Here is a 26,086-nt window from a genome sequence, read left to right as displayed (position 1 = left end):
TGCCGGGCCGTCTCGATGAAGCGTGGTCACTTGCGCTTGCGGATCTCCTCGTCGGCCTGCGGGATCACCTTGAAGAGGTCGCCCACCACGCCGAAGTCGGCGAGTTCGAAGATCGGCGCCTCCGGGTCCTTGTTGACCGCGACGATCGTCTTCGAGGTCTGCATGCCGGCCCGGTGCTGGATCGCGCCGGAGATGCCCAGGGCGACGTAGAGCTGCGGGGACACCGTCTTGCCGGTCTGGCCGACCTGGAACTGGTGCGGGTAGTAGCCGGAGTCGACGGCCGCGCGGGAGGCACCGACCGCGCCGCCGAGCAGGTCGGCCATCTCCTCGACCAGCTTGAAGTTGTCCGCGTTGCCGACGCCGCGGCCGCCGGAGACCACGATGGAGGCCTCGCTGAGCTCGGGGCGTGAGCCCTTCTGCTCGGCGACCCGCTCGACGACCTTGGTCAGCTTGTCCTTCTCGCCCAGCTCGACGGTCAGCTGCTCGACCTGCGGCGACGCGGCGGACACCGCGGGGGTCACCGAGTTCGGCCGGATGGTGACGATCGGCAGGCCCTTGCTGACCTTGGCCTGCACGATGGTGGAGCCGGCGAAGACCACCTGGGTCGCGGTGCCGTCGGCGGCGAGCTCGACCGCGTCGGTGAGCAGGCCGTTGTCCAGCTTGACCGCGAGCCGGCCGGCGATCTCCTTGCCCTCCTGCGTGGAGCCGAGCAGGACGGCGGCGGGCTGGACCCGCTTGACCAGGTCGGCGAGTACGGTGGCCTTGGGGGCCACCAGGTAGCCGTCGATGTCCTCGCCCTCGGCGGCGTAGATCTTCGAGGCGCCGTACTCGCCCAGTTTCTCCGCGAAGGAGGCAGCCGCTCCGTCGCCGCCGAACACCACGGCCGACACCTCGCCCAGCGATCGGGCGATCGTCAGCATCTCGAGTGTGACCTTCTTGACGCCGGAAGCCTGCGTGGCCTCGACGACGACCAGAACCTCAGCCATGTCGGTTATCCCCCTACCCGCTCAGACGAACTTCTCGGACGCGAGGTACTCGACCAGCTGCTGGCCGCCCGTACCCTCGTCGGTGACCCTGGTGCCCGCGGACCGCGGCGGGCGCTTGGCGGACGAGACCACCTCGGAGGTCGCCCCGGCGAAGCCGACCTCGTCGGCGGAGACGCCCAGGTCGGCTAGCGACAGCGCCTGCACCGGCTTCTTCTTCGCGGCCATGATGCCCTTGAAGGACGGGTAACGCGGCTCGTTGATGGTGTCCCAGACGCTGACGACGGCTGGGGTGGCCGCGGAGACGACCTCGTAGCCCTCGTCGGTCTGCCGTTCGGCGGTGAGCGTGTCACCGTCAACGGTGAGCTTGCGGGCGCCGGTCAGCGCGGCCACGCCGAGGCGCTCGGCGAGCATGTGCGGCATGACCTGGACGCGGCCGTCGGTGGACTCGGCGCCGCAGATGATCAGGTCGGCGGAGAGTGTGCCGAGGGCGGCGGCGAGCACCTTGGACGTGGCGACGGCGCAGGAGCCGTGCAGCGCGGCGTCCTGGACGTGCACCGCCTTGTCCGGGCCCATGGATAGCGCCTTGCGGATGGACTCGGCGGCGGAATCCGGACCCATGGTCAGGATGGTCACCTCGCCGCCGTGCGCCTCCTTGATCTTGAGCGCCTCCTCGATGGCGTACTCGTCCATCTCGTTGATGATGTTTCCGGAGCCGCGCTCGACCGTGTTGTCCGCCGTGCTCAGCGAACGTTCGGCGCCGGAGTCGGGCACCTGCTTGACCAGTACGACGATGTTCATCGCGCTTCGACGACCCTCCTGTATTGACGCAGCCGGCACGGCAAGGTTACCCGCCAGTAGCTTTTGCAAGACGATGACCGAGAGTGACACACCTCACCCGTCCGGTCGAACTCGCACCTCATGCTCTATCACGACGATCATCCCGTCCGCCCGTAGGTGTGTGCCATCGCATCGATCCATCCGGAGGGAGTCTTATTCACCTGTGAGGTCGATAATCGGCACGTGATCCAGAGAGCGCGGCAGTGGTTCGACCCGGAACGGACGGAAGTGGTCGGCGAGCCACCCGACTACCGCTACTCGCTGGCCAACGAGCGGACCTTCCTGGCCTGGATCCGCACCGGTCTGGCGCTGATCGCCGGCGGCCTGGCCTGCGCGCAGTTCCTGCCGCCGCTGCCCATCGCCCACCTGCGCGAGGGCATCGCGATCCTGCTCCTGGTGCTCGGCGGGCTGGTCGCCCTGCGTGCGGTCGACCACTGGGCGCGGACCGAACGTGCCATGCGGCTCAAGGAAGACCTGCCCCGATCCCGGTTCCCGGCGATCCTGGCCATCGTGGTGGCGCTGGGCGCGGTGCTGCTGACCATCACCGTGTTGATCCGGGTGGTCAGGTGATCGACGCGAGCGCCTCGGCGGTGCGGACCCGGTTGGCTTGGCGGCGGACCGCGCTCACCGGCACCGCGGCGGGACTGCTCGCGTTGCGCCCGGCCTTCGCCGACCCCGGACCGCTGGAGCTGCTGGCGGCGAGCGGGGCGATGATCGGGTTCGCGGCTCTGGTCGGGCTCGCGTACCGCCGGGGTCGTGCTCTGCGGCGCAACCCGCCGCTCCCCGGCCGGCGCAGCGTGGTGGCCTGCGCGCTCGTCGCGGCGGCACTCGCTCTCATCGGTGGACTGGTTGTCACCCTCTGACCCATGCCGTTCCCAGGTTGGCGCGGCATCATTACGGGATGGTCCGGTTGTTCGTCTTCCTCGCCGCCGTGCAGCTCGTGCTCCTCGTGCTGGGGTTGATCAGCTGCCTCGCGGCCGATCGTGTGCGCAACCTGCCGCGCGCCCTCTGGGTGCTGATCCTGCTCCTCGTGCCGCTGCTGGGGCCGCTGGCCTACTTCGCCTGGGGACGACCGGCCGCCGCACAGGGCGGGGGTCCGCGCCGGCCCGCGCCGCCGTCCTCCCCGGACGACGACCCCGACTTCCTGCGCTCGATGGACTCCGAGCAGGCCCGGCGCGACCGCGAGCTCCTGGCCCAGTGGGAACAGGAGCTGCGCGACCGCGAGAGGGAGCAGCGGGACAGCGACAGGGAGCAGCGGGACCGCGAGCCTGAGGAGCACCGCAACGGCGAGGAGCAGGGCCCCAAGGCTTAGGGGTTGGATCAGGCCAGGTTGGACGACCGGGGGTAGGCGTCGGTCGGGTCGGTCAGCACGTTGACCAGGTACGGCACGTTCGCCGCGAAGGCGCGGTCCAGCGCCGCGCCGATCTCGCCCGGCTTCTCCACGGTCTCGCCGGCGCCGCCCAGCGCGCGGACCACGTCGTCGTAGCGCAGGCCCGGCTGCAGGTCGGCGGCCACGTCGTAGCCGTACATCGCCTGCATGGGGTGTTTCTCCAGACCCCAGATGCCGTTGTTGCCGACCACGATCACCACCGGCAGCTGCTGCCGGACCAGGGACTCCACGTCCATCAGCGAGAACCCGGCCGCGCCGTCGCCCATCAGCACGCAGATCTGCCGGTCGGGGTAGGTGACCCGGGCGCCCATCGCGTAACCCATGCCGGTGCCGAGGCAGCCGTACGGGCCGGGGTCCAGCCAGGTGCCGGGGCGCGCGGGCTCGAGATAACGACCGGCGTACGAGACGAAATCGCCACCGTCGCCGATGGTCACGGCGTCCGGGGCCAGCACCTTGCGCAGTTCGCCGTACACCCGGGCGGGTTTGATCGGGTCTGTCTCCGCACCCATCGCCTCGGCGTCGCGGGCCTTGCCGGCGTCCTCGGCCGCGCGCAGTCCCTCGATCCAGGCGGTGTGGTCGCTGTTCTTCTGAGCGAGAGCCGTGAGGATCTGGACCAGGTCGCCGGCCGGCGACACCGCGGCCGCCACGTGCGAGGCGCGCTGCGAAGGCGCGTCCACGATGTGCACGACCTGGGCGTCGAACTCGCCGAAGCCGAGCCGGAAGTCCAGCGGGGTGCCGATCACGACCACCACGTCGGCCTCGCTCAGCGCGGGGCGGCGGGCCTTCGCGAAGGTCAGCGGGTGCCCGGGCGGCAGCGCGCCGCGGCCCATGCCGTTGGTGAAGACCGGCACCTGCAGGGCCTCGGCCGCCGCGCGCAGGGCGTCGACCGCGCCACCGGCCCACACGTCCGAACCGGCGATGATCACCGGGCGCTCGGCGGCGGCGATCAGGGTGGCGGCCCGGGCCACGTCCTCGGGGTCGGCCTCGAGCGGGGCGATCGGGTTGGCCACCGCGGCCGGGGCGTCACCGGAGGAGAAGAGCACTTCGAGGGGTACGTCGAGGAAGGCCGGACCGCGGTGCGGGGTGAGCGCGGCGGTCAGGGCGGCGGACACCTCACCCGGGATCGAGGCGGTGTCGGTCGCCGTGGCGGCGTACTTGGTGACCGGGGTGACCAGCGGGAGGTGGTCGATCTCCTGCAGGCTGCCCGAGCCCCAGCGGAAGGCGGGCGCCCGGCCACCCATCACCAGCACCGGGGAGGCGTTGAAGAAGGCGCTGGTCAGGCCGGAGATGCCGTTCGTGACACCGGGTCCGGCGGTGAGCACGGCCAGGCCCGGCCGGCGCTGCAGCTTGGCCACGGCCTCGGCGGCGAACACCGCGGACTGCTCGTGGCGCACGTCGTAGATCGGGAAACCGGCCTTGTGCGCGGCGTCGTACAGCGGGAAGACGTGCCCGCCGGAGAGCGTGAACATCTCCGTGACCCCGTACGCCCGCAACATCGCCAGCGCGAGTTCGCCGCCGTGCCCCTCGATCGTCTCCGCCATGCCGCACTCCCAGCTGTCAGTTGTGAATCCCGTTCACCTTAGGTGAGACCGACCAGGTTGGCGATGTCGGCGAAGACATGCTCGACGTCCTCGATGAAGGGCTCGCCGTTGCCGTAGCCGTACGCCAGCGCCATGGCCAGCAGTGGCGTGCTGACCAGCATGACGATGCTCAGCACGACCTGCAGGAACCGCACGAACCCACGACCGCGGCGCTTCCGCTGCGGGGGTTTCTGCTGCGGGGGATTCTGCTGCGGCGGGCGCGGCTGCTGCGGGCGGGCGACGGCTCGGGTCGGCGGCCTGGGCGTCGTCTCCGGAAAAGGCCTCGTCTGCTGGATCGGCGGCGGCGTCATCTGACCGAACTGGCCCTTGATCACCGTCGCGCTCGGGTCCGGGATCCACGGCATCGGCGGCGCGTCCGCCCACGGGTCGACCGCCGGCCGCAGCTCCCGGTTCTGTTCCTCGCCCGCCGGCCCGAAGTCGTACGCGCTGTAGTCGAACGTGTCCGGCACGACCTCCGGCGCCGACCCCTTCCGGAACCGCGGCATCTCGGCGGTCGGCCCGGGCGCGGCCGGCGCGCTGGCCAGCAGCGCCTCGTCGGCCAGCAGGCTGCCCTCGGCCACCACGAGCTCGGGCTGCTCGATCGCCACCGGCGCCACACCGAGAGCCCGGTGCAGCAGCGTCGCCACCAGCGGGATCCGGCTCGCCCCGCCGACCAGGAACACCCCGGCCAGCTGCCCCTCCGGCAGCCGCGCCCAGTCGATCAGGTCCTTGGTCACCCGGACCGTCTGGTCGAGCAGCGGCCGGGCCAGTTTCTCCAGCTCGTCCCGGGTGATGTGCACCTCGTGGTTGAGCAGCGGCACCACCAGGTCGGCGGCCTGGGCGCGGGACAGCCGCTCCTTGGCGATCCGCACGTCGTCCCAGAGCTGGCGCTGGGCCCGCCGCTCGGTCAGCGTCTCCGGCGTCAGCAGCGGCCGCCAGCGCTCGTCCCCCGCGGCCAGATGCTCGATCAGCGCGGCGTCGATGTCCAGCCCGCCGACATCGTCCCGGCCGTCCACCGCCAAAACCTCAAACCCGTCGGCGGTACGCGCGACGACGCTCGCGTCGAACGTGCCCGCGCCGAAGTCGTGCACCACCACGACCGACCCGATCGGCACGTCGCGCCCCAGCACCCCGGCGAAGTAGGTGGCCGCCGCCACCGGCTCGGCGACCAGCCGCGCGTCGGCCAGCCCGGCCATCGTGGCGGCCTCGGCCAGCAGCGTGCGCCGGGTGGCGCCCCAGGCGGCCGGGCAGGTCAGCGTGACCGCGGGCGGCACCTGACCGGCCGCGTTCCGCCACTCCTCGGCGACCCGGGAGAGCACCGCGGCGATCATCTCGACGGTCCGCACCTCACGATCGCCGAGCAGCACCCGGTCCTCGTCGATCCGCCGTTTCGGGTTGGGCTCGAAGCGCGACGGGTCGATCCGGGCGCTGTACACCGCGTCCCGTCCCACCGCGAGCGGCCCGTCCGCCTCGGCGAACACGGCCGAGGGCAGCAGCGGCGACCCGTCGATCAGCAGCGGCCGGGCGCGCCCGTCGGCCCATTGCGCCACCGCCACGGTGTTGGACGTGCCGAAGTCCACCCCGAGGGCATGGCGCTGCCGACCCTGGTCGATGGACATGAGGGGGATTCTAGGGGGTTGGCGTGATCAAGCGGGTTGCCAGCGCAGGTCGCCGGCATCGTTCGCGAGGCACTTGACCACGTCACCGGCCGCCGTACGACCTCGATCGCCCTCGGTCTCGCACTCGTCGCCGACCTTGACCGGACCGGTGAGTTCGCCGCCCGGCGTGGCCTGCGGGTCGCCGGCATCCTCGGTCGGCTGCGGCTTGGGCGGCTCGGGCGCGGGATCGCCGCCGTCGTCCGGAGCGCTGATCGTCTCGGGCCGGTCGTCGGCGTGTCGCGTGGTCCGCTTCGTCTCCGGCTCGGCCTTCACGTCGTCGGCGGCCCGGCCGTGCGATTTCGGGCGCGGCGTCTGCCGAGAGGGTGAAGGCTCCGGTACGGCCGGCATCGGCGCGGCGGGCAGTCCGATGCTCGCGGTCGGCATCACCGCCGGCGCCCTCGCCTCGCCCGCCCGATCGGCCGTCCCACCTGCCGGGCCGGGCCCGAACGTGACATAGCCGATCACCGCGCACAGCGCCGCCTGCCCGGCCACGAGAGCGACGGCCACCCGCACGGTGCGTCGTGGCGACGTCGCGCTCGGGACCGGTTCCGTCACGGGCCGAACGATAGAACAAACAATCCATCGATGCGAGTAGCTACCGTCCGCTGAACTTGGGTTTTCTCTTCTCCACGAACGCGGTCGTCCCCTCCACCCGGTCCTCGGTGGCGAAGAGCGCGGCGAACAGCTGACTCTCCCAGGCCAGACCGGAGGCGAGATCGCGGTCCAGGCCGCCGTCGACGGCCAGCTTCGCGGCGCGCAGGGCGAGGGCCGGGCCCGTCACGTACGGCCGGAGCATCGCGACCGCGGTGGCGTAGACCTCGGCGGCGGGCGCCACCCGGTCGGCGAGCCCGATGCGCAGGGCCTCCTCGGCGTCCACCATCCGGCCGGAGAAGATCAGGTCCTTCGCCTTGGCCGGGCCGATCAGCCGGGCCAGCCGCTGGGTGCCGCCGGCGCCGGGGATGATGCCCAGCCTGATCTCCGGCTGGCCCAGCTTGGCGTCGTCGGCCACCACCCGCCAGTCACAGGCGAGGGCCAGCTCGCAGCCGCCGCCCAGGGCGTACCCGGTGACCGCGGCGACGGTGGGCTTCGGGATCTCGGCCACCGTGTTGAAGGCGCCGGTCAGCGCGGACGCCCGTACCGTCATGTCTTGAAAGGTCTTGGTCGTGAACTCGTTGATGTCCGCGCCGGCCGCGAAGACCTTCTCGCCGCCCCAGACGACCACCGCGCGGACCTCCGGATCCGTCGCGGCCTGCTGCGCCGCGGCGCGCAACTCCTCCTGGACCTGGGTGTTCAGCGCGTTCATCGGCGGCCGGTCCAGCCGGATCGTGCCGATCCCGTCCGCCGTCTGCAGGGTCACGAACTCGCCCACAAGCATCTCCCTCATCGATGAAGTCACCGCCAGCGTACGTAGAGTGGACGCGATGCTCACCTACTACAAGGACGCCGAGGTCGTGGTCACCTCGGCCGGTGTGCGGATCGCCGGCCGCGCGTTCGCGCTGGCCGACTTCGGCGCGGTCTGGCACCGCCGCGGCCGCCGCTCGTGGGGCATCGTGGCCGGGCGCGGGGCGATCGCCCTGGCCATCCTGATCCCGATCCTGGTCGGGCTGCTCGGCATCCTGGTCGCCCTGGTCATCGACGCGTCCGCCGGCACCACGGTCGCCCTGGTCGGCGGCGGCGTCCTGGCCGGGCTGCTGGCCCTCCCGCTCGCCGACGTGCTCCTCGAGAAGGTCGACCAGTCGTACGACCGCGGCAGCCGCAACCTGGAGATCTGGGGCCGGGTCCGCGGCGCCGACGTGCTGCTGCTGCGAACCGACAACCGGCGGCGTTTCGGTCAGATCTATCGCGCCCTGCAACGGGCCCTGGACGGCGGCTCGATCCGGCGCTGACCCGCTTTCGCAAAACCGCCGCCCCGGTCAGCCGTCACCAGGGAACATCAGAGAACCATGAACGCGACCCAGGTACGTCCCACCGGCACCGAGCGGACGTTCGGCGAGGACGAGATCATCGTCACCAAGACCGACACGCGCGGCGTGCTGACCTACGCCAACGAGGTCTTCCTGCGGATCTCGGCGCTGACCGAGGACGAGGCGATCGGTCAGCCGCACAGCCTGATCCGGCATCCCGACATGCCCCGGGCCGTGTTCAAGCTGCTGTGGGACACGCTCAAGGAACGCAAGGAACTGTTCGCGTACGTGGTGAATCTGGCCTCAGACGGCGCCCACTACTGGGTCCTCGCGCACGTGACACCGTCGTTCGACGCGCACGGCAAGGTCGTCGGCTTCCACTCCAGCCGGCGCAAACCCGAACCGGCGGCGGTGAGCGCGGCCAGTGCCCTCTACCAGAGGCTCCGCGCCGAGGAACGCCGGCACACGAGCACCCCGCAGGCGCTCGACGCGAGCTGGAAGATGCTCCAGCAGACGCTGGCCGATCGGGAACAGACGTACGAGCAGTTCGTCTGGGAGCTGACCAACGGAGGACGCACGTGAGCCGCCGTTCCGCCACTCCCGCGCCCGCGGCCGCCGGCAACAGCCAGGTCCTGAAGCTGATCGCCGACGTCTGCCGCAAGGCCGCGGCCGGCGACATGGAGGCCCGGCTGCCGTCGCTGGGCGACTCCACCGATGCCGTGGCCGCGCGTACCGCCCTGAACGGCCTGCTGGACAACACCGACGCGTTCGTCCGCGAGTCCGGCGCCGCGCTGGAGGCCGCCGCCGACGGCCGCTTCCACCGTCGCTTCCTGACCCGCGGCATGCGCGGCGCCTTCCGCAACGCGGCGACGCAGATCGCCCAGTCCAGCGACCAGATGAGCGTGACGGCCGGCCGGGTGGCCGAGGCGCAGCGGTCCCGGCTGGCGCTGGCCGACGAACTCGAGTCGGCCGTCCTCACCGTCTCGGAGCAGGTGGCCACCGCGGCGACCGAGATGGGCGCGTCCGCGAACGGCCTGGCCGACTTCGCCCGCGGCGCGGTCTCCGACGCCGAACGCGGCCTGGACACGGTGACGTCGCTGCGGACCGCGTCCGACCAGATCCGGCACGCCGTCGACCTGATCAACCAGGTCGCCTCGCAGACCCGGCTGCTGGCCCTGAACGCGACCATCGAGGCGGCCCGCGCGGGCGAGGCGGGCCGGGGCTTCAGCGTGGTGGCCGGCGAGGTGAAGACCCTGGCGAACGAGACCTCCAGCTCCAGCGAGGAGATCATGGGCCAGGTCAACACGGTCCAGCAGGCGGCGGCCGACGCGGTCAGCGTCCTGGAGGCGGTGACCGGCAGCATCCGCGAGATGGGCGGCCTGGTCAACGGCATCGCGACGGCGATCGACGGAGGCCACGACTCGGGCACGGCGGGCCTGTCCCAGCTGGCCGAGGTGCTCCGCTCCGAGGTGCACCGCTTCGTCGCGTCCGCCCGCCAGGCCTGACCTGTGGACAGTTGACAGGTTCGTCGAAATCTCCGGCTACGTTGAGACCCACCCAGTGCCGGGGTGGGGGTGGCGGCGGGGGCCGCGACCGACATTCAAGATCGGCGCCGGTCCATGTCGTCGATGAAGGCCAGCATCGCCGTGGCCAGTTCCTCGGGGGCCTCCATCGCGGCGTAATGGCCGCCGCCGATCCGGGCCGAGCTGATCTCGGGCGCGACCTGGGCCATGGTGTCGGCCGTGAACGAGCCGGACCCGGCACCGATCGCCAGCACCGGCGCCGCCAGGCGGCCAGCGAGCGCCTTGAGTTCGTCGCCCTCGTGGAGCAGGGAGCGGTAGAGGCCGGCCGCCCCGCGCCAGCCGCCGGGCCGGGAGTAGGCGCGCACGAACTCGTCGAGATCCGCGTCGTCGATCGGGGCCGCGGTCAGGGACGGGAACAGGTAGTCGGCGATGAACTCGCGTTCGCGGCCGGCCAGCAGCATCTCGGGGATGCCGGGCGCGGCGAGGACGCCGATGTGCCAGGCGCCGCCGTGGGCGACGTCGGCCAGCATCTCGGCGCCGAAGCCGGCCAGGCCGGTCTCGATGGCGGTGAGGCTGAGCACGTCCGCGGGGTAGGTGGTGGCGAGCCGGAAGACCGTGCCTCCGCTGATGTCCTGGCCGGTGACGTGGACCGGGCCGGCGCCCAGGTGCTCGATCAGTTCGTGCAGGTCGAGGGCCGCGGCCGCGCTGTCGAAGTCGTCGGGGACGATCTGCGAGTCGCCGAAGCCGCGCAGGTCGGCGGCGAAGACGCGGTGGCGGTCGGCGAGCAGCGGCATGAGCTGCCGGAAGGCCCGGGAGGTCTCCGGGAACCCGTGCACCAGCAGGATCGGCGACCCGGCCGTCCCCGCCTCGACGTAGTGCAGAACCATGACTCCTCCTCAAGAACGACAACCTGGCTGTCTAAATATAGACACCCTGGCTGTCTTTCTTCAAGGCCGTAACCTGTGACGCATGTCCCGCACCGGCGCGGATCTCGCGCTTCTGCTGCTCGGCGGCTTTCGCTCGCTGGCGGATGCCGCGATCGGCGAGCTGTCCGCGCGCGGCTTCGACGACGTGCGCCCGGTTCACGACTTCGCCATGCGGGCCATCGCCGCGGGTGCCGACAACGCCTCCGAGCTGGGGCGGCGGCTGTCGGTCACCAAGCAGTCGGCGGCGAAGACGATCGCGGTGCTTCAGGAACGCGGATACGTGGCCGTCGAGGCGGACCCGCGCGATGCCCGGCGCAAGCGGCTGCTGGTCACGCCGCTGGGCTTCGAGGTGATGCGCGTCGGGGAGGAGATCTTCAACGACCTGCGCGGGCGGTGGGCGCAGCAGATCGGGGCCGCCGAACTCGAGCGGATGGAGCAGCACCTGAGGGCGCTGGTGGGCGCGCAGCCGATCCGATTCGACCGGCCCGGCGGGTCAGCGGTCACGGAGGGCGTTTGAAAGGTCAGCCGTTGTAGAGGGCCTCGATGTCGGCCCGGGTGGGCAGTGACGGGTACGCGCCGAGCTTGCGTACGCACGCGGCACCCGCAGCCGACGCCCAGCGCACCGCGTCGGCGAGGTCGCGGTCCTCGCCCCAGGCCACGGCCAGCGCGCCGCAGAACGCGTCCCCGGCCGCCGTCGTGTCGACCACCTCGACCGGGAACGCCGGCACCTTCACCGACGTGCCGTCCCGGTCGGCGTACCAGGCGCCCGCGCCACCGAGCGTGAGCACCACCCGCGGGACCACCTCGAGCAGCCGGTCCACGTCGGGATCGGTGCCGCCGGTGATCGCCTGGGCCTCGCCCTCGTTGACGACCAGCAGGTCGACCGCGGCCAGCAGCTCGGGCGGCAGCTCGCGGGCCGGCGCCGCGTTGAGCAGCACCCGGGTGCTGCCGGCCTGGGCCGCGCGTGCGGCCTCGGTCACCGTGGCGGCCGGGATCTCCTGCTGGCAGACGAGCACGTCGGCGTCGGCGATCAGCGTCTTCTCGGCGTCCGAGAGGTTGACGAAGGTCCGGTTGGCGCCGGGACTGACCAGGATCGCGTTCTCCCCCGCGCGGTCCACCATGATCACCGCGACGCCGGACGAGCCGTAGCTGGTGCGCACCGCGGAGATGTCCACACCGGCGGCGGCGAGCCGGGCGTTGATCGTGACGCCGAACGAGTCCGAGCCGAGCGCACCGAGGAACGTGCAGTCGCCGCCCGCGCGGGCCGCCGCGATCGCCTGGTTGGCGCCCTTGCCGCCCGGCGTCATGACGAAGTCGTCGCCGAGCACCGTCTCACCGGGCGCGGGCAGGCGGGACGCCAGACCGACCAGGTCCATGTTGGCGCTGCCGACCACCGCGACCCGGGGCTTCATCACGCCGCCCGGGCGGTGTACCGGTCGCCGCGCCGCTCCACGACGAGTGGCAGCCCGAAGGTCTTGGACAGGTTGTCGGCGGTCACCGTCTCGCCGAGCAGACCGGCCGCCACGACCGCGCCCTCGCGCAGCAGCAGCGCGTGGGTGAAGCCGGGCGGGATCTCCTCCACGTGGTGGGTGACCAGCACCATGGCGGGCGCGTCCGGGTCCTCGGCGAGCTCGGTCAGCCGGGCCAGCAGGTCCTCGCGGCCGCCCAGGTCGAGACCCGCGGTGGGCTCGTCGAGCAGCATCATCTCGGGGTCGGTCATCAGGGCGCGGGCGATCTGGGTGCGCTTGCGTTCGCCCTCGGAGAGGGTGCCGAACGTACGGTCGACCAGCCCGCCCATGCCGAGCTGGCCGAGCAGCGCCCGGCCCCGCGCCTCGTCCTGCGGGTCGTACGTCTCACGCCAGCGCCCGACCACCGACCAGGCCGCCGTGACGACCACGTCGAGGACCCGCTCGCCGGCCGGGATGCTCTCGGCGAACTGCCCGGTGGTGAGCCCGATCCGGGTCCGCAGCTCGGTGATGTCGGTCCGGCCGAGGCGCTCTCCCAGCACGTACGCCGTGCCGCGGGTCGGGTGCATCCGGCCGGTCGCCAGGTTGAGCAGGGTGGTCTTGCCCGCGCCGTTCGGGCCGAGGACCACCCATCGCTCGTCCAGCTCCACCTGCCAGCTCAGATTGCGCAACAGGTGGTTGCCGCTCCGGACCACACTCACGTTGTCGAACGCGAGAACGGTGTCTTCGTCGGGCGGGATGGCGACAGCAGCCTCAGGCACGGCACCATCCAATCACGCCCGGCGGTCTCACCCTGTCGTCGACCCGAAGACCTCATCGCGTACGGCATCCAGCGCCGTCCGCATCGCACCGTGCAGCACCGGCTCGACCGCGACCTCGCCGGGTACGACCTTCGGCGCGACCAGTGTGATCGCCGCCACCTCGCGCTCCACGCGGCCGGCCAGGTCGGCGCCACCGGCCTGCCCGATCTCGCCGGCCAGCACCACCAGGGGCGGGTCCAGGACCACGCAGATGGACGCGACGCCGAGCGCCAGCCGGCCGGCGAGTTCGTCGAGCACCGGGTCACCGGCCTCGCCCGCGGCCACCGCGGCCCGCACCACGTCGGCGCCCTCCGCACCCCGGAAGCCGTGCAGCTTGCCGATCGTCTTGACCGTGTCCGCACCGACGAGCGCCTGGAACGCGCCTCGCACGCCGCGCCGGGCCACGTTGCGCGGAACCTCCGCGCCGGGCACCGGCAGCCAGCCGATCTCGCCGGCGGCGCCGGTCGCGCCCTGATGCACCCGTCCGTTGATCATGGTGGCCAGGCCGACGCCGCGGCCGACCCAGATCAACGCGAAGTCCTTGACGCCCTTGGCCGCGCCGTTGTGCGCCTCGGCGACCGCCGCCAGGTTGACGTCGTTGCAGAACGAGACCGGGATGTTGAGGTCGCGGCGCAGGTCGTCCAGCAGGCCGCGGTGCCAGCGCGGCAGGTCGTACGCGAACGAGATCTCGCCGGACTCCGGGTCGACCAGACCGGGCGTGCCCAGCACCACCCGGCGTACGGAGGACATGTCGGCGCCGGCCCGCCCGGCGGCCTGCATCACCGCGCTGTGCACCACGCCGACCGGGTCGTCGGTGTCCTTGGTGGAGTGTTCGACCCGGCCGATGATCGCGCCGGTGATGTCCGCGCACGCCGCGGTGACCTGGTCGGGTCCGACCTCGACGCCGATCACGTGGGCACTGCCCGGCGTGACCGCGTAGAGCTGTGCGTTCGGGCCGCGCCCACCGGCCTGCTCGCCGACCCGCCGGACCAGGCCGCGCTCCTCCAGCCGTTCCACCAGCTGGGACGCGGTGACCTTGCTGAGGCCGGTCATCTCACCGAGCTGCGCGCGAGTCAGCGGACCACGGCTGAGCAGCAGTTCGAGCGCCGCGCGGTCGTTGAGTGCCCGCAACAGCCGGGGCGTGCCCGGGAGACGCGTGGCGGCCATGTTGAAATCCCCTGCCATTTAGGTTGGTTTCCTATTCTATTGAACGGATGACCATCTGAGCAGCAGCGGGTCTCCCAGGCGAGAATATTGCGCGGGGATGCCAGTTGGCATCGAACAATCGCGCACCGGGGGTCGCCGGCCGCGCGGGAGGGACACCATGCCGATCGATCCCGGGCTCCGTCGTCTCACCCTTCGGACACTTCTGGCCGCCTTTCCCGGCCCGTCGGCGCCCGACTGGTCACTGCAACTCCTCAGCGACGGCCTGGCGGGGCAAACGCTGTTCGCCAGCAACATAACCAATCCGGTTGACGTGTCGACAATGACATCTCAGCTTCATTCCGTCCGCCCCGGCGTTCTGGTGGCGATGGACGAGGAGGCGGGCGATGTCACCCGTCTGGGCCATGCGACCGGCAGCCCCTACCCCGGCAACACGGCCCTGGGCGCGGTCGACGACCCGGTCCTGACCCACGACATCTACCAGGCGGTCGGCTCGGAACTGGCCGCCCTGGGCATCGACATCGATCTCGCCCCCACGGCAGACGTCAACACCACAACCCACAACCTCGTCATCGGTACGCGCGCCTTCAGCGCCGACCCCACCGTCACCGCCCGCCACACCGCCGCCGCGGTGAAGGGTCTCCAGTCGACGGGTGTGGCCGCCTGCACCAAGCATTTCCCCGGCCACGGCTCGACAACGTCCGACTCCCACACGTCCCTGCCCACCATCGACGCCGATCGGGCGCTGCTGACCGCCCGCGACCTGCCGCCGTTCGCCGCCGCCGTCGAGGCGGGCACCCAGGCGATCATGACGGCCCACATCCGCATCCCCGCACTGACAGGCGACGACCCGGCGACGTTTAGCCCCACCATCCTACGAACCCTGCTCCGCGAGGAACTGGGCTTCCAGGGCGCGATCATCACCGACGCCCTGGAGATGGCCGGCGCCGTCCTGACCGCCGGCAGCGTAGGCGCCGCGGCAGCCCGCGCCCTGACGGCCGGAGCCGACCTCCTGTGCATAGGCGCCCAGGTGACCCCCGAGCTGATCGACCACGTGGTCGAAGAGGTAGCCGCAGCCGTGACAGCCGGCCGCCTGCCGCTGTCGCGCCTGGAGGACGCGGCCACCCGTACCGCAGCCTTGGCAACCTGGACCACCCGCCCGCGCACGCCCCAGCCACACAGCGCAACCATCGGCCTCGAGGCCGCCCGCCGGGCGATCAAGATCGAGGGCGACCCCACAGGCTTCGCCCAGGCCCTGCTGATCCAGCTGGACGCCCCGCACTCCATCGCCGAGGGCAAGGTCCCGTGGGGCCTGGCGCCGCTGACCCCACGGGACAGCAAGCTGATAGCCCCCGCGAGCGAAATCAGCCCGGCCGACCTCCCCGCAGACCGCCCCGTGATCATCGCAGGCCGCCGCCTCTACCGGAGCGAGCCCGCGAGAACCCTGATCAACGCCGTGACCACAACACACCGCGTAGCCGTGGTCGAGATGGGCTGGCCGTCCCCTTGGCGGCCCACCGGCGCGGCAACGTTCATCACGTCGTTCGGCGCTTCCCAGGCCAACAGCCGAGCCGCAGCCGAGGCGCTGAACCTGACGCCGTAGCACCCGCAGTGATCACACCCACTCTTGAACACGTTCAAGAACTAGCGCATGATGCTAGTTGAACACGTTCAAGAGAGGAGAAGTCGATGGACCACAAGGTCTGGATGTACCTCGCCTACCTGGCGATCAGCGTCGGGCTCACCATCTGGGTGGCCACCACGCTGTCGAAGAACGGGATGGTGTTCCTGGAGGACGTCTTCCAGGACAGCAAGCTCGCCCACGCCATCAATCAGCTGCTCGTGATGGGGTTCTACCTGCTCAACCTCGGCTACGTAGCGGTCGCCATGACGTCGGCCGCCACGATCCCGTCGGCCGCCAAGGCGCTGGAGACACTGTCCTGGAAGATCGGCCTCGTGCTGCTCGTACTCGGCGTCCTGCACTTCTTCAACGTCTTCTTCCTCAACAGGTACCGCCGCGGCCGCCTCCGCCAGCAACAGCAGCAACCGCCGCTGCCTCCCGTCGGCCGCCTCCCAGGGCACCCGCAAAATCCGCCCGCCGGAGGGAACTGGCCGAGCCATCCGCCCGTCCCAGGTACGTCACCGCGCCCAGGGGCCACTCCTCCCCCGGCCCCCGCGTGACTGTGAACACCGATCCGGCCGGTCACGGGGCCGGCCGGATCAGGTTCTTCACGGTTCTGTACGACGAGCAGTGCCCCGTCTGCCGCGCCGCCCACCGGTGGCTGGAAAGCCGTGCTCAGCTCGTACCCCTCGAATTTGTCCCGGCCGCCTCACCCGAGGCCCGGGCCCGCTTCCCGGGCCTGGACCACCGCGCCACCCTGCGCGATCTGACCGTGATCAGCGACGGCGGTGACGTGTATGCGGACGACGGCGCGTGGCTGGCCTGCCTGTGGGCGCTGGCCGACTACCGCGGCATGGCCGAGCGGCTGAGCACCCCGAGCCTGCTCCCGGCGGCTCGCACGTTCATCAAGGCGGCCAGCGCCGTCCGCCGGCAGACCAGAGGGGCGGACTACGGTGACGGGTGTGACGACACCTGCCGATGACACCCCCGCGGCGCCCGCTGCCGCTGCTCCCCGGCGAGGCCGGGCGCGCGGGGAGCAGACCCGGCAGCTGATCCTGGAGACGGCGCTGCGGCTGTTCCGGGAGCGGGGGTACGCGGAGACGACGATGCGGGCGATCGCCAAGGAGGCGGGCGTCGCGGTCGGGAACGCGTACTACTACTTCGACTCGAAGGAACACCTGATCCAGGGGTTCTACGACCGCAGCCAGGCGTCGCTCCGGGGCGCGGTCGCGCCGCTGCTGGAGTCCGAGCGGGACTTCGCCACCCGGCTGCGGGCGACCCTGCACGCCGGGGTCGACGTGAACGCGCCCTACCACTCGTTCGCCGCGACGTTCTTCAAGACGGCCGCCGAGCCGACGTCGCCGCTGAGCCCGTTCTCCCGGGAGTCGTCGCCGGCCCGGGAGGCGGCGATCGACGTGTTCCGGGACGTCGTCGAGGGTTCGTCGGTCAAGCTCGACCCGGAGCTGCGGCGCGAGCTGCCCGAGCTGCTCTGGCTGGGCTGGATGGGCGTGGTCCTGTTCTGGGTGTACGACCAGTCCCCCGACCAGCGCCGCACCCGCCGGCTGATCGACGGGGCGGTGCCACTCATCGACCGCCTGGTGGCCCTGTCCCGGCTGCGCGTCCTGCGCCCCGCGCTGCGCCAGATCCTCACCCTGATCGACTCGATCCGCCGCGACGATTAGTCACGCTCTGCAACCTTCGTGCAATTACTCTGGGCTACCCCCTTGGGGGTTTCGGGCTGTCCGAACGGCTGGTTTGCGGAGACCGGCCTTCCGCCGCGCAGTTACCGCCACGTAGCGTCATGTCCGCAGGTGGATCTGGGGACGTCGCAGTCGGATTCGAGCTTCGGGACCAGTTCGAAGACGGCTACGACACTGGCGGGCCGGGCACGTGGTCGATCTCGGGAGCGATCGCTGGGTGCTCGGTCCGCCGCTTTTCGCCCTGTGGACAGTTCTCGAGAACGTCACACTCCGCCGCTAGTCTGACGCCCACCCAGTGCCGGGGTGGGGGTGGCGGCGGGGGCCGCGACACATTTTTCGGCGATTTCGCCGGGCGTGGGGTATTGCCGGGTTGGGCCCGGCTGCGGGGACGCCCTGTCACCGTCGGTGCCGGCGCTCGCTCCGGCGGCCTCGCCGGGCGCCCGCTCACCCTCGCTGCCGCTGCTCGCGCCCGCCGTGGGGCTCGGCCGGGTCTGCCAGGCGCCCGGGCGCCCTACTCGGCCTCGCTGCCGCCGCTCGCGCCCGCCGTGGGGCTTGGTCCGGTCTGCCAGGCGCCCAGGTGCCCACTCGGCCTCGCTGCCGCCGCCCGCGCCCGCCGTGGGGCTCGGCCCGGTCTGCCAGGCGCCCGGGCGCCTACTCGCCCTCGCTGCCGCCGCCCGCGCCCAGCGCGGGGCTCGGCCCAGTCTGCCAGGCCCCCAAGCGCCCACTCACTGTCGCAGCCGCCGCTCGCGGCCGTGGCCGGGTTCGGTCGGTGGTAGGAGCGGGCGCGAGTGGTAGGACTGGGCACGTCGTGGTGAGGCAGCGCGGCATCCGGGCGGAAATGCCGCGCCGTGCTACCACCATCCGCGCGAGTGGTAGCTGGGAGCGGTCAGGCGGCTCAGATAGCGCCCGGGCCTACCACCGGCCGCGCGATGGTCGCACTGACTGCGCGACTGGCCACACCGGCCACGCGAGCGGTGGCATCGGCCACGCGACTGGCCACACCGGCCACGCGAGCGGTGGCATCGGCCACGCGACTGGCCACACCGGCCACGCGAGTGGTGGGTCAGGCCACGCGAGTGGTGGGTGAGGGCGGTCGTGGCGGGTCGTTGCGGGCGTTCAGCTCGCCGAACGGAAGGTCCGCAGCCGGAGGCTGTTCAGGACCACGAACACCGAGCTCAGCGCCATCGCCGCGCCGGCGATCATCGGGTTGAGCAGGCCGGCCGCGGCGAGCGGGATGGCCGCGACGTTGTAGGCGAAGGCCCAGAACAGATTGCCGCGGATCGTGTTCAGGGTCCGGCGGGAGAGGCGGACCGCGTCGACCGCCGCGGTCAGGTCGCCCCGGACCAGGGTCAGGTCGGACGCCTCGATCGCCACGTCGGTGCCGGCGCCCATGGCCAGGCCCAGGTCGGCTTGGGTCAGCGCGGCGGCGTCGTTCACGCCGTCGCCGACCATGGCCACCGAGCGTCCCTGGGCCTGTAGTTCCTTGACCGCGTCCACCTTGCCGGCAGGTAGTACCCCGGCGATCACGCGCTCGATTCCCACCTCGGCGGCCACCGACTCCGCCACGTCCGAGGAATCGCCGGTGAGCAGGATCGGGTCGAGCCCGAGCCGGCGTAGCTCCTGGACTGCCGTCCTGCTTGTCGGCCGGACCGCGTCGGCGAGCGCGATCCGTCCTTCGACCCGGCCGTCCACCACCACCTCCACCCAGGTGGCGACGAGACCTCGCGCATCAGCGGATACAGCACCGCCAGATACAGCACCGCCAGATACAGCACCGCCGCCGGACGACGCGCGGCGGACCTCGACCTCGCGGCCGTCGACCGTGCCGCGGACACCGACCCCGGCCGTGGCATGAAAGCCCTTCACCGGCGGCAGATCCCCGGCCTCCCGAGCCGCCACGGCGATCGCCCGCCCCAGCGGATGCTCCGACGCCGCCTCGACCGCGCCGGCAAGCCGAAGAACATCAGCAGGCCGAAGCCCGCCATCACGCCCGAGCACGTCAGCAGGCCCGAGCACGTCAGCAGGCCCAAGCACGTCAGCACGCCGAAGCCCGCCACCAGACCCGAGCACGTCAGCAGGCCGAAGACCGTCCTCAGACCGGAGCCCGTCACTCTCGACGGCGACGACCGACATCACCCCGGTGGTCACCGTGCCCGTCTTGTCCAACAGGATGGTGTCCACCCGGCGGGTCGACTCCAGGGCCGTCACGCCGCGGATCAGGATGCCCAGCTGGGCGCCTCGGCCGGTGCCGACCAGCAGGGCGGTCGGTGTCGCCAGGCCCAGCGCGCACGGGCAGGCGATGATCAGCACGGCCACCGCCGCGGTGAAAGCGGCCGTGACACCGCCGCCCGTACCCAGCCAGTAGCCGAGCGTCCCCACCGCCAGCGCGAGCACCACGGGCACGAACACGGCCGCGATCCGGTCGGCCAGCCGCTGCACCGCCGCCTTGCCGTCCTGGGCCGCCTCCACGAGCCGGGCCATCTGGGCGAGCTGCGTGTCCGCGCCGACCCGGGTGGCGCGCACCAGCAGGCGTCCGCCGGCGTTGACAGTCGCGCCGATCACCGGGTCGCCGGGGCGCACCTCGACGGGCACCGACTCTCCGGTGATCAGGCTGAGGTCGACGACCGAGGCGCCGTCCACGACCACGCCGTCGGTGGCGATCTTCTCGCCGGGCCGCACGACGAACGAGTCACCCACCATCAGCTGGTCGACCGGGATCTCCGCCGAGGAACCGTCACGAACGACTGTCACGGTCTTGGCGCCGAGGGACACCAGCGCACGCAGCGCGTCACCGGCCCGGTGCTTGGCCCGCGCCTCCAGGTAGCGGCCGGCCAGCAGGAACACGGTCACCCCGGCGGCCGCCTCCAGGTAGATGGCGTCGCCACCGCGGGCGGTCAACGAGAACGGGTGCGTCATGCCGGGCGTACCCGCGTCGCCGACGAACAGGGCCCACACCGACCAGCCGAACGCGGCCAGCGTCCCGAGCGACACCAGTGTGTCCATGGTCGCCGCGCCGTGCCGCAGGTTGACGGCCATGGCGCGGTGGAACGGCCAGCCGCCGTACGCGACGACCGGCGCCGCGAGCGTCAGCGACAGCCACTGCCAGTAGTCGAACTGCCAGGCCGGGATCATGGCCAGCACCACGACCGGCACGCTGAGCACGGCGGAGATGATGAGCCGGGTACGCAGCGGGTCGTTCACCGGCGCCGGGGATGCCGCGGCGGCAGGCAACGCCGCCGTGTATCCGGTCTTCTCCACCACGGCGATCAGGTCGTCGGCGGAGACCGATGCGGGCACGCGAGCCCGAGCCTTCTCGGTGGCGTAGTTCACCGTGGCGGTGACGCCGTCGAGCCGGTTCAGCTTTTTCTCGATGCGATTCGCGCACGCCGCACACGTCATTCCGCCGACGTCGAGCTCGATGAGCCGCTCCATGCGACCCACCATACCCTAAGGGGGTACCCGTATCAGGAACTCGCGGCCGACGTCTTGACGAGCGTCCGGATCTGGCGTAGCAGCACCGACAGCGCCGCCAGGTCGGCCGGCGAATCCTCGACGTTGCCCATCGCGTTGCCCGCCCGGGCGATCGACGCCGCGTTCACCCGCTCCCACTCGGAGACCCGGTCCTCCGGCGTCGCCTCCCCCGGCGTCGAGTGCAACACCTCGGCGGTGAGGCCGGCCAGCGCCGCGTACAGGTCGTAGCGCAGCGCCATCCGGGCGAGCGTCTGCCACCGGTCGTTGCGCGGCAGCTTGGAGATGTGCGAGAGCAGGGCGTCGATCTGGAACCGCTCGGAGATCACGAAGTAGACCTTCGCCACCTCGATCAGGTCTCGATCGGTGCCCTTCGCCGTCTCCAGGATGTCGAAGAACCCGAAGCCGTAGACCACCCGCGCGATCCGCTCGGCCAGGTCCTCGGGCACGCCGAGGTCGACGATCAGCGCGACGTGGTTGTCCAGCGACTCGCGCTCGTCGCCGACCAGCACGTCGGACAGCGCCCCCAGCAGCGTGCGCACGCCCGGGCCCAGCCGCTCGGTCTCGCCGGGCACGTCGATCGGCGAGCGCCGGCTGCTGACCAGCCAGCGGGTCGCCCGGTCGAGCAGGCGCCGCGACTCCAGGTAGACCTTGACCTGGGCGCTCGTCGGCACCACGTGGTCCAGTCGCTCGGTGGCGTGCCAGATGGACTGCAGGCCGTACACCTCGCGGACCACCATGTAGGCGCGGACCACGTCGGCCGCGGACGCGCCGCTCTCCTCCATCGCGCGGAAGACGAACGACGTGCCGCCCCGGTTGACCACCTCGTTGACCAGGACGGTCGCGATGATCTCGCGCCGCAGGCGATGCCCCGCCATCCGCCCGGCGAAGCGCTCCCGCAGCGGCGTCGGGAAATAGTTGGAGAGCACCCGGGTGGTCCACGGCTCGTCGACCAGGCTGTCGGCGAGAATCTCGCGCTCCAGACCGATTTTCACGTACGCCAGGAGCACGGCGAACTCCGGCGCGGTGAGGCCGTCACCCGCCTCCTGGCGCGCGGCCAGCTCGTCGTCCGTGGGCAGCGCCTCCAGTTCGCGGTTGAGGCGACCGGAGCGTTCCATCTCGTTGAGCATCCGGCGGTGCACCGGCAGCAGCGAGTGGGCCTGCGCGGCGGCGTTGCCGAGCGCCGTGGCCTGCTCGTAGTTGTCCCGCAGCACCAGCTCGGCGACCTCGTCGGTCATCGCGGCCAGCAAATCGTCGCGCTCGGGCAGGGTCATCTCGCCGTCGGCGACCGCTCCGCCGAGCAGGATCTTGATGTTCACCTCGTGGTCGGAGCAGTCCACGCCGGCCGTGTTGTCGATGAAGTCGGTGAAGATCCGGCCGCCCCGACGGGCGTACTCGATCCGCCCGCGCTGGGTCAGACCCAGGTTGCCGCCCTCACCGACCACCTTGGCCCGCAGATCGCGGCCGTTGACGCGGATCGCGTCGTTGGCCTTGTCGCCCACCTCGGCGTGCGTCTCGGGGATCGCCTTCACGTACGTGCCGATGCCGCCGTTCCACAGCAGGTCGACCGGCGCCAGCAGGATCGCGCGCATCAGCTCGGCCGGGCTCATCGCGGACACCTCGCCCAGATCGAGCGCGGCCCGCACCTGCGGCGAGATCGGGATCGACTTGGCACCGCGCGGGTAAATGCCCCCGCCCTCGCTGATCAGGCTCGCGTCGTAGTCCGCCCAGCTCGACCGCGGCAGGTCGAACAGGCGCTGCCGCTCGGCGAACGAGGTGGCCGCGCCGGGACTCGGGTCGAGGAAGATGTGCCGGTGGTCGAACGCGGCCACCAGCCGGATGTGCTCGGACAGCAGCATCCCGTTGCCGAACACGTCGCCGGACATGTCACCCACGCCGACCACGGTGAAGTCCTCGGTCTGCGTGTTGTGACCCATGTCGCGGAAGTGTTTCTTGACCGACTCCCACGCACCGCGGGCGGTGATGCCCATCTTCTTGTGGTCGTAGCCGGCCGACCCGCCGGAGGCGAACGCGTCGCCCATCCAGAAGTCCTTGCCGACCGAGATCTCGTTGGCGATGTCGGAGAACGTGGCCGTGCCCTTGTCCGCCGCCACCACGAGGTAAGGGTCGTCGCCGTCGTGCCGGACCACGTCACGCGGCGGCACGATCTTGCCGGACAGGATGTTGTCGGTGACGTCCAGCAGAGCGGTGATGAACTGGCGGTAGCAGGCCACCGCCTCGTCCCGGTCGCCCGGTTTCTGCTTCAGCACGAAGCCGCCCTTGGCGCCCACCGGCACGATCACCGCGTTCTTGACCATCTGCGCCTTGACCAGGCCCAGGATCTCGGTCCGGAAGTCCTCCCGGCGGTCGGACCAGCGCAGACCGCCCCGGGCCACGTCACCGAACCGCAGGTGCACACCCTCGAACCGAGGCGAGTACACAAAAATCTCGTATTTCGGCCGCGGCTGTGGCAGGCCCGGGATCGCCTGCGGGTCCAGCTTGAACGCGACGTAGGACTTCGGCCGCTGGTCCGGGCCGCGCTGGAAGAAGCTGGTGCGCAGGGTGGCCTGGATCAACGTCAGGTACGACCGCAGGATGCGGTCCTGGTCGAGGCTGTCCACCGCGTCCAGCAGGGTGGTGATCTGCTCGGACAGCTCGCCGGAGAGCCGGTCACGGTCCTGCTCGCCGATCTCCAGCCGCGGCGAGAACCGGGTCTCGAACAGCCGCACCAGCAGCCGCGCGATCTCCGGGTAGGACACGAACGTGGACTCCACGTAGCGCTGTGAGAAGACCTGCCCGGTCTGGCGCTGATATTTCGCGTACGCCCGCAGGACCACCGCCTGCCGCCAGGTCAGCCCGGCGCGCAGCACCAGCTCGTTGAAGCCGTCCACCTCGGCCTCGCCTCGCCAGGCGGCGGCGAACGCGTTCTCCACCTGCGGCCGGACCTCGGACAACTCACGATGCTCGGTCGGCGGCTGCAAACCGAAGTCGTAGAGGTAGACCGTGCCGTCCGGGCGCCGCACCTCGTACGGCCGCTCGTCGACCACCTCGACGCCGAGCGAGTGCAGCACCGGCAGCACCGTGGAGAGCATCATCGGCTCGCCGTACCGGTAGACCTTGAACCGCACGTCGTGATCGTCCGGCTCGGGCTCGCCGGCCTTGCTCAGGTGCCGCTTGCGGTAGAGGTGCATCTCCAGCTGGCCCGGCTCCTCGAGCAGCTCCAGCTTGGCGAGATCCTGCACCGCCTCGTACGGCGTGTGACCGTCCTTGTAGCTGTCCGGGAACGCCGTCGCGTACCGCGCGAACAGGTCCTTGGCCGGCTCCTCGCCGAGCTTGCGCTCCAGCACCAGGGAGAAGTCGTCGTCCCAGATGCGGGTGGCGTCGGCGAGCATCTCGGCCAGCTCGTTCGGATCAACCTGGCCGGGCGGGTCGGCCGGGTCGGTGCGCACCACGAAATGCACCCGCGCGAGCATCCGCTCGGTCACCCGGGTGGTGTAGTCGACCCCGATGCCGTTCAGCTCGCGCAGCAGGATCTCCTGCATACACAGCCTGTTCTGCGTGGTGAACCGGTCGCGGGGCAGGTAGACCAGGCAGGAGATGAACCGGCCGTAGCCGTCCCGGCGCAGGAACAGGCGCAACTGACGGCGGCCCGCCATCCGCAGGACGCCGACCACCGCCTCGTACAGATCATCGGTCTTGATCTGGAAAAGCTCGTCGCGCGGGTAAGTCTCCAGGATCTGCAGCAGGTCCTTGCCGCTGTGCCCGCGCGGGGAGAGGCCGGAGCGGTCCAGCACCTCGCCCACCTTGCGGCGGACCACCGGCAGCTCACGGACGCTGGTGCGGTAGGCCGAGCTGGAGAACAGGCCCAGGAAGCGGCGCTCGCCGACCACCTGACCGTCGTCGTCGAAGACCTTCACGCCGATGTAGTCGAGGTACGACGAGCGGTGCACGGTCGCCCGGGAGTTGGCCTTGGTGATCACCAGCAGGCGTTTCTCCAGCGCGCGTTTGTACGCCTCCGGCGTCATCGACGACAGCGCCCGCGGCGTGCCCGGACCCCGCAGGATGCCCAGGCCGCTGCCCTCGACGACGTGCAGGACGTCGTCGCGCAACCGGTACTCCCGGTAACCCAGGAAGGTGAAGTGGTCGTGGGCCAGCCACTTGAGCAGCTCGACCGAGTCGGTGACGTCCTTGTCCGGCACCGGGAGCTTGGTGTCGGAACCACGGGCGGCGGCCAGCTCGTCGGCGATCACCAGCGCCCGCTGACGCATGCGCTGCCAGTCCTCCACCGCGTCGCGCACGTCGGTGAGCACCCGCCGCACCTCGTTGTGCAGCTGCTCACGGGCGGCCGGGTCGCGGACCGGGTCGATCTCGATCCGGATCCAGCTCTCCACCAGGTCGCCGTCGATCGCGTCGTCGGGCTCGACGTCGGCCTCGACCTCGGCCAGCGCCCCCAGCGGCTCGCGGCGCACCACGATCAGCGGGTGCACCAGCAGATGCACCTCGAGCTGGTGGGCGGTGAGCAGCGCGGTGACCGAGTCGACCAGGAACGGCATGTCGTCGGTGACGATCGACACCACCGTGCGCGGCTCGTCGCGGTCAGGCGGGCTGATCTCCACCTTCAGCTCGCCGGGCAACCGGGCCGCGGCCAGCTCACGATGGTCGAGTGCGGCGGCGTGCATCTCCTCCGGCGTGAAGCCGACCAGTTCCTCGTCGGGCGCGAACCGCCAGAAGCGGTCCACCAGCGACGCCGTCACGTGGTCGTTGCCGGCCAGCGACACCGCCGCGGCCACCAGCCGCTCGGCATTGGGCAACGGCTCCTCGAGCTCGCTGTCCTCAGACGTGCCGAGCCGGCCGGTCACCGCCAGCCCGGGGCCCGGCACGAAGTCGATCTCAGGGTCGGAATCGGACGCTGCCTCGTCGGCGACAGCCATGCCTGGCACTCCCCTCAGCCCACAACTCTGTGGGCTAAACGCTTCTGGCACAGCCTACGGCGTGCCCCCGACAGGAATCCGGGGCGTCGGTCACGCCAAGGTCGCGAACGTGCCGATCGTGGCCGAAATTTG

Annotated in this window: 23 protein-coding genes; 11 read left to right on the top strand and 12 right to left on the bottom strand. The window is 71.4% G+C overall.

Annotated features, from left to right (window positions below; all coding sequences use genetic code 11):
• Positions 1-26: 26 nt before the first annotated feature.
• Positions 27-986 (bottom strand): electron transfer flavoprotein subunit alpha/FixB family protein, encoded by a 960-nt coding sequence (locus QSK31_RS34830; RefSeq protein WP_285688885.1) that lies wholly within the window; start codon positions 984-986, stop codon positions 27-29.
• Positions 987-1,007: 21 nt separating this feature from the next.
• Positions 1,008-1,784 (bottom strand): electron transfer flavoprotein subunit beta/FixA family protein, encoded by a 777-nt coding sequence (locus tag QSK31_RS34825; protein WP_285688884.1) that lies wholly within the window; start codon positions 1,782-1,784, stop codon positions 1,008-1,010.
• A gap of 222 nt (positions 1,785-2,006) precedes the next feature.
• On the opposite strand from QSK31_RS34825, the gene QSK31_RS34820 reads away from it, so the two are divergent.
• From QSK31_RS34820 to QSK31_RS34810, 3 genes are read left to right on the top strand one after another with little or no spacing between them, the layout of a single operon-like run.
• Positions 2,007-2,393: a YidH family protein gene (locus QSK31_RS34820; RefSeq protein ID WP_285688883.1), complete on the top strand. Its 387-nt coding sequence runs from the start codon at positions 2,007-2,009 to the stop codon at positions 2,391-2,393.
• The gene (locus QSK31_RS34815) at positions 2,390-2,686 is read left to right on the top strand and encodes a DUF202 domain-containing protein (RefSeq protein WP_285688881.1); all 297 of its coding nucleotides are present in this window, start codon (positions 2,390-2,392) and stop codon (positions 2,684-2,686) included. The genes QSK31_RS34820 and QSK31_RS34815 overlap by 4 nt, the downstream gene beginning before the upstream one ends.
• Positions 2,687-2,724: 38 nt before the next feature.
• Positions 2,725-3,135 carry a PLDc N-terminal domain-containing protein gene (locus QSK31_RS34810; protein ID WP_285688879.1) on the top strand — a complete coding sequence of 137 codons (411 nt, stop codon included), beginning with the start codon at positions 2,725-2,727 and terminating at the stop codon, positions 3,133-3,135.
• 8 nt (positions 3,136-3,143) lie between these two features.
• Here QSK31_RS34810 and QSK31_RS34805 read toward each other — a convergent pair whose 3' ends face one another.
• Genes QSK31_RS34805 through QSK31_RS34790 form a run of 4 tightly spaced genes read right to left on the bottom strand, consistent with a single transcriptional unit; the run spans position 3,144 to position 7,820 of the window.
• Positions 3,144-4,754 (bottom strand): acetolactate synthase, encoded by a 1,611-nt coding sequence (locus tag QSK31_RS34805; protein WP_285688878.1) that lies wholly within the window; start codon positions 4,752-4,754, stop codon positions 3,144-3,146.
• A 38-nt stretch (positions 4,755-4,792) separates the two neighbouring features.
• Entirely contained in the window at positions 4,793-6,412 is a 1,620-nt protein-coding gene (locus QSK31_RS34800) for an Hsp70 family protein (protein WP_285688876.1), read from the bottom strand.
• A 27-nt stretch (positions 6,413-6,439) separates the two neighbouring features.
• Positions 6,440-7,006 carry a hypothetical protein gene (locus QSK31_RS34795; RefSeq protein ID WP_285688875.1) on the bottom strand — a complete coding sequence of 189 codons (567 nt, stop codon included), beginning with the start codon at positions 7,004-7,006 and terminating at the stop codon, positions 6,440-6,442.
• Positions 7,007-7,046: 40 nt separating this feature from the next.
• Positions 7,047-7,820 carry an enoyl-CoA hydratase/isomerase family protein gene (locus tag QSK31_RS34790; protein ID WP_285688939.1) on the bottom strand — a complete coding sequence of 258 codons (774 nt, stop codon included), beginning with the start codon at positions 7,818-7,820 and terminating at the stop codon, positions 7,047-7,049.
• A 52-nt stretch (positions 7,821-7,872) separates the two neighbouring features.
• Here QSK31_RS34790 and QSK31_RS34785 point away from each other — a divergent pair, with 52 nt between their 5' ends.
• The 3 genes from QSK31_RS34785 to QSK31_RS34775 are packed head-to-tail and all read left to right on the top strand — an operon-like array spanning position 7,873 to position 9,860.
• A complete protein-coding gene (locus QSK31_RS34785) occupies positions 7,873-8,337 on the top strand; it encodes a DUF6232 family protein (protein WP_285688938.1) in 465 nt (154 codons plus the stop codon).
• 57 nt (positions 8,338-8,394) lie between these two features.
• Entirely contained in the window at positions 8,395-8,937 is a 543-nt protein-coding gene (locus QSK31_RS34780) for a PAS domain-containing protein (RefSeq protein WP_285688874.1), read from the top strand.
• Entirely contained in the window at positions 8,934-9,860 is a 927-nt protein-coding gene (locus QSK31_RS34775; RefSeq protein ID WP_285688873.1) for a methyl-accepting chemotaxis protein, read from the top strand. Before QSK31_RS34780 ends, QSK31_RS34775 begins: the two co-directional genes overlap by 4 nt.
• Before the next feature lie 95 nt (positions 9,861-9,955).
• On the opposite strand, the gene QSK31_RS34770 is transcribed toward QSK31_RS34775, so the two are convergent.
• A complete protein-coding gene (locus QSK31_RS34770) occupies positions 9,956-10,765 on the bottom strand; it encodes an alpha/beta fold hydrolase (protein WP_285688872.1) in 810 nt (269 codons plus the stop codon).
• 82 nt (positions 10,766-10,847) lie between these two features.
• On the opposite strand from QSK31_RS34770, the gene QSK31_RS34765 reads away from it, so the two are divergent.
• Positions 10,848-11,321 (top strand): MarR family winged helix-turn-helix transcriptional regulator, encoded by a 474-nt coding sequence (locus QSK31_RS34765; protein WP_285688871.1) that lies wholly within the window; start codon positions 10,848-10,850, stop codon positions 11,319-11,321.
• A 4-nt stretch (positions 11,322-11,325) separates the two neighbouring features.
• On the opposite strand, the gene QSK31_RS34760 is transcribed toward QSK31_RS34765, so the two are convergent.
• Genes QSK31_RS34760 through QSK31_RS34750 form a run of 3 tightly spaced genes read right to left on the bottom strand, consistent with a single transcriptional unit; the run spans position 11,326 to position 14,237 of the window.
• Positions 11,326-12,216 carry a ribokinase gene (locus QSK31_RS34760; protein ID WP_502873055.1) on the bottom strand — a complete coding sequence of 297 codons (891 nt, stop codon included), beginning with the start codon at positions 12,214-12,216 and terminating at the stop codon, positions 11,326-11,328.
• A complete protein-coding gene (locus QSK31_RS34755) occupies positions 12,216-13,043 on the bottom strand; it encodes an ABC transporter ATP-binding protein (protein WP_502873054.1) in 828 nt (275 codons plus the stop codon). Before QSK31_RS34755 ends, QSK31_RS34760 begins: the two co-directional genes overlap by 1 nt.
• Before the next feature lie 15 nt (positions 13,044-13,058).
• Positions 13,059-14,237: an ROK family transcriptional regulator gene (locus QSK31_RS34750; RefSeq protein ID WP_285688868.1), complete on the bottom strand. Its 1,179-nt coding sequence runs from the start codon at positions 14,235-14,237 to the stop codon at positions 13,059-13,061.
• A 157-nt stretch (positions 14,238-14,394) separates the two neighbouring features.
• Between QSK31_RS34750 and QSK31_RS34745 the strand changes: the two genes are divergently transcribed.
• The 4 genes from QSK31_RS34745 to QSK31_RS34730 all read left to right on the top strand — a co-directional run bounded on the left by QSK31_RS34745 (position 14,395) and on the right by QSK31_RS34730 (position 17,537).
• A complete protein-coding gene (locus QSK31_RS34745) occupies positions 14,395-15,837 on the top strand; it encodes a glycoside hydrolase family 3 protein (protein WP_285688867.1) in 1,443 nt (480 codons plus the stop codon).
• 86 nt (positions 15,838-15,923) lie between these two features.
• Positions 15,924-16,415, top strand: a complete 492-nt coding sequence (locus QSK31_RS34740; RefSeq protein WP_285688866.1) for a hypothetical protein — start codon at positions 15,924-15,926, stop codon at positions 16,413-16,415.
• Positions 16,412-16,837: a thiol-disulfide oxidoreductase DCC family protein gene (locus QSK31_RS34735; RefSeq protein ID WP_285688865.1), complete on the top strand. Its 426-nt coding sequence runs from the start codon at positions 16,412-16,414 to the stop codon at positions 16,835-16,837. Before QSK31_RS34740 ends, QSK31_RS34735 begins: the two co-directional genes overlap by 4 nt.
• Entirely contained in the window at positions 16,818-17,537 is a 720-nt protein-coding gene (locus tag QSK31_RS34730; RefSeq protein WP_502873053.1) for a TetR/AcrR family transcriptional regulator, read from the top strand. The genes QSK31_RS34735 and QSK31_RS34730 overlap by 20 nt, the downstream gene beginning before the upstream one ends.
• 1,134 nt (positions 17,538-18,671) lie before the next feature.
• On the opposite strand, the gene QSK31_RS34725 is transcribed toward QSK31_RS34730, so the two are convergent.
• Together QSK31_RS34725 and QSK31_RS34720 are read right to left on the bottom strand one after the other, a co-directional pair.
• Complete coding sequence (locus QSK31_RS34725; RefSeq protein WP_285688863.1) at positions 18,672-20,987, bottom strand: heavy metal translocating P-type ATPase; 2,316 nt, start codon at positions 20,985-20,987, stop codon at positions 18,672-18,674.
• 32 nt (positions 20,988-21,019) lie between these two features.
• Positions 21,020-25,954 carry an NAD-glutamate dehydrogenase gene (locus QSK31_RS34720; protein ID WP_285688862.1) on the bottom strand — a complete coding sequence of 1,645 codons (4,935 nt, stop codon included), beginning with the start codon at positions 25,952-25,954 and terminating at the stop codon, positions 21,020-21,022.
• Between the last annotated feature and the right edge of the window lie 132 nt (positions 25,955-26,086).

This window comes from Actinoplanes sp. NBRC 103695 (assembly GCF_030269485.1).
Taxonomy (GTDB): domain Bacteria; phylum Actinomycetota; class Actinomycetes; order Mycobacteriales; family Micromonosporaceae; genus Actinoplanes.
This window is presented reverse-complemented; position numbering and strand designations above follow the sequence as displayed.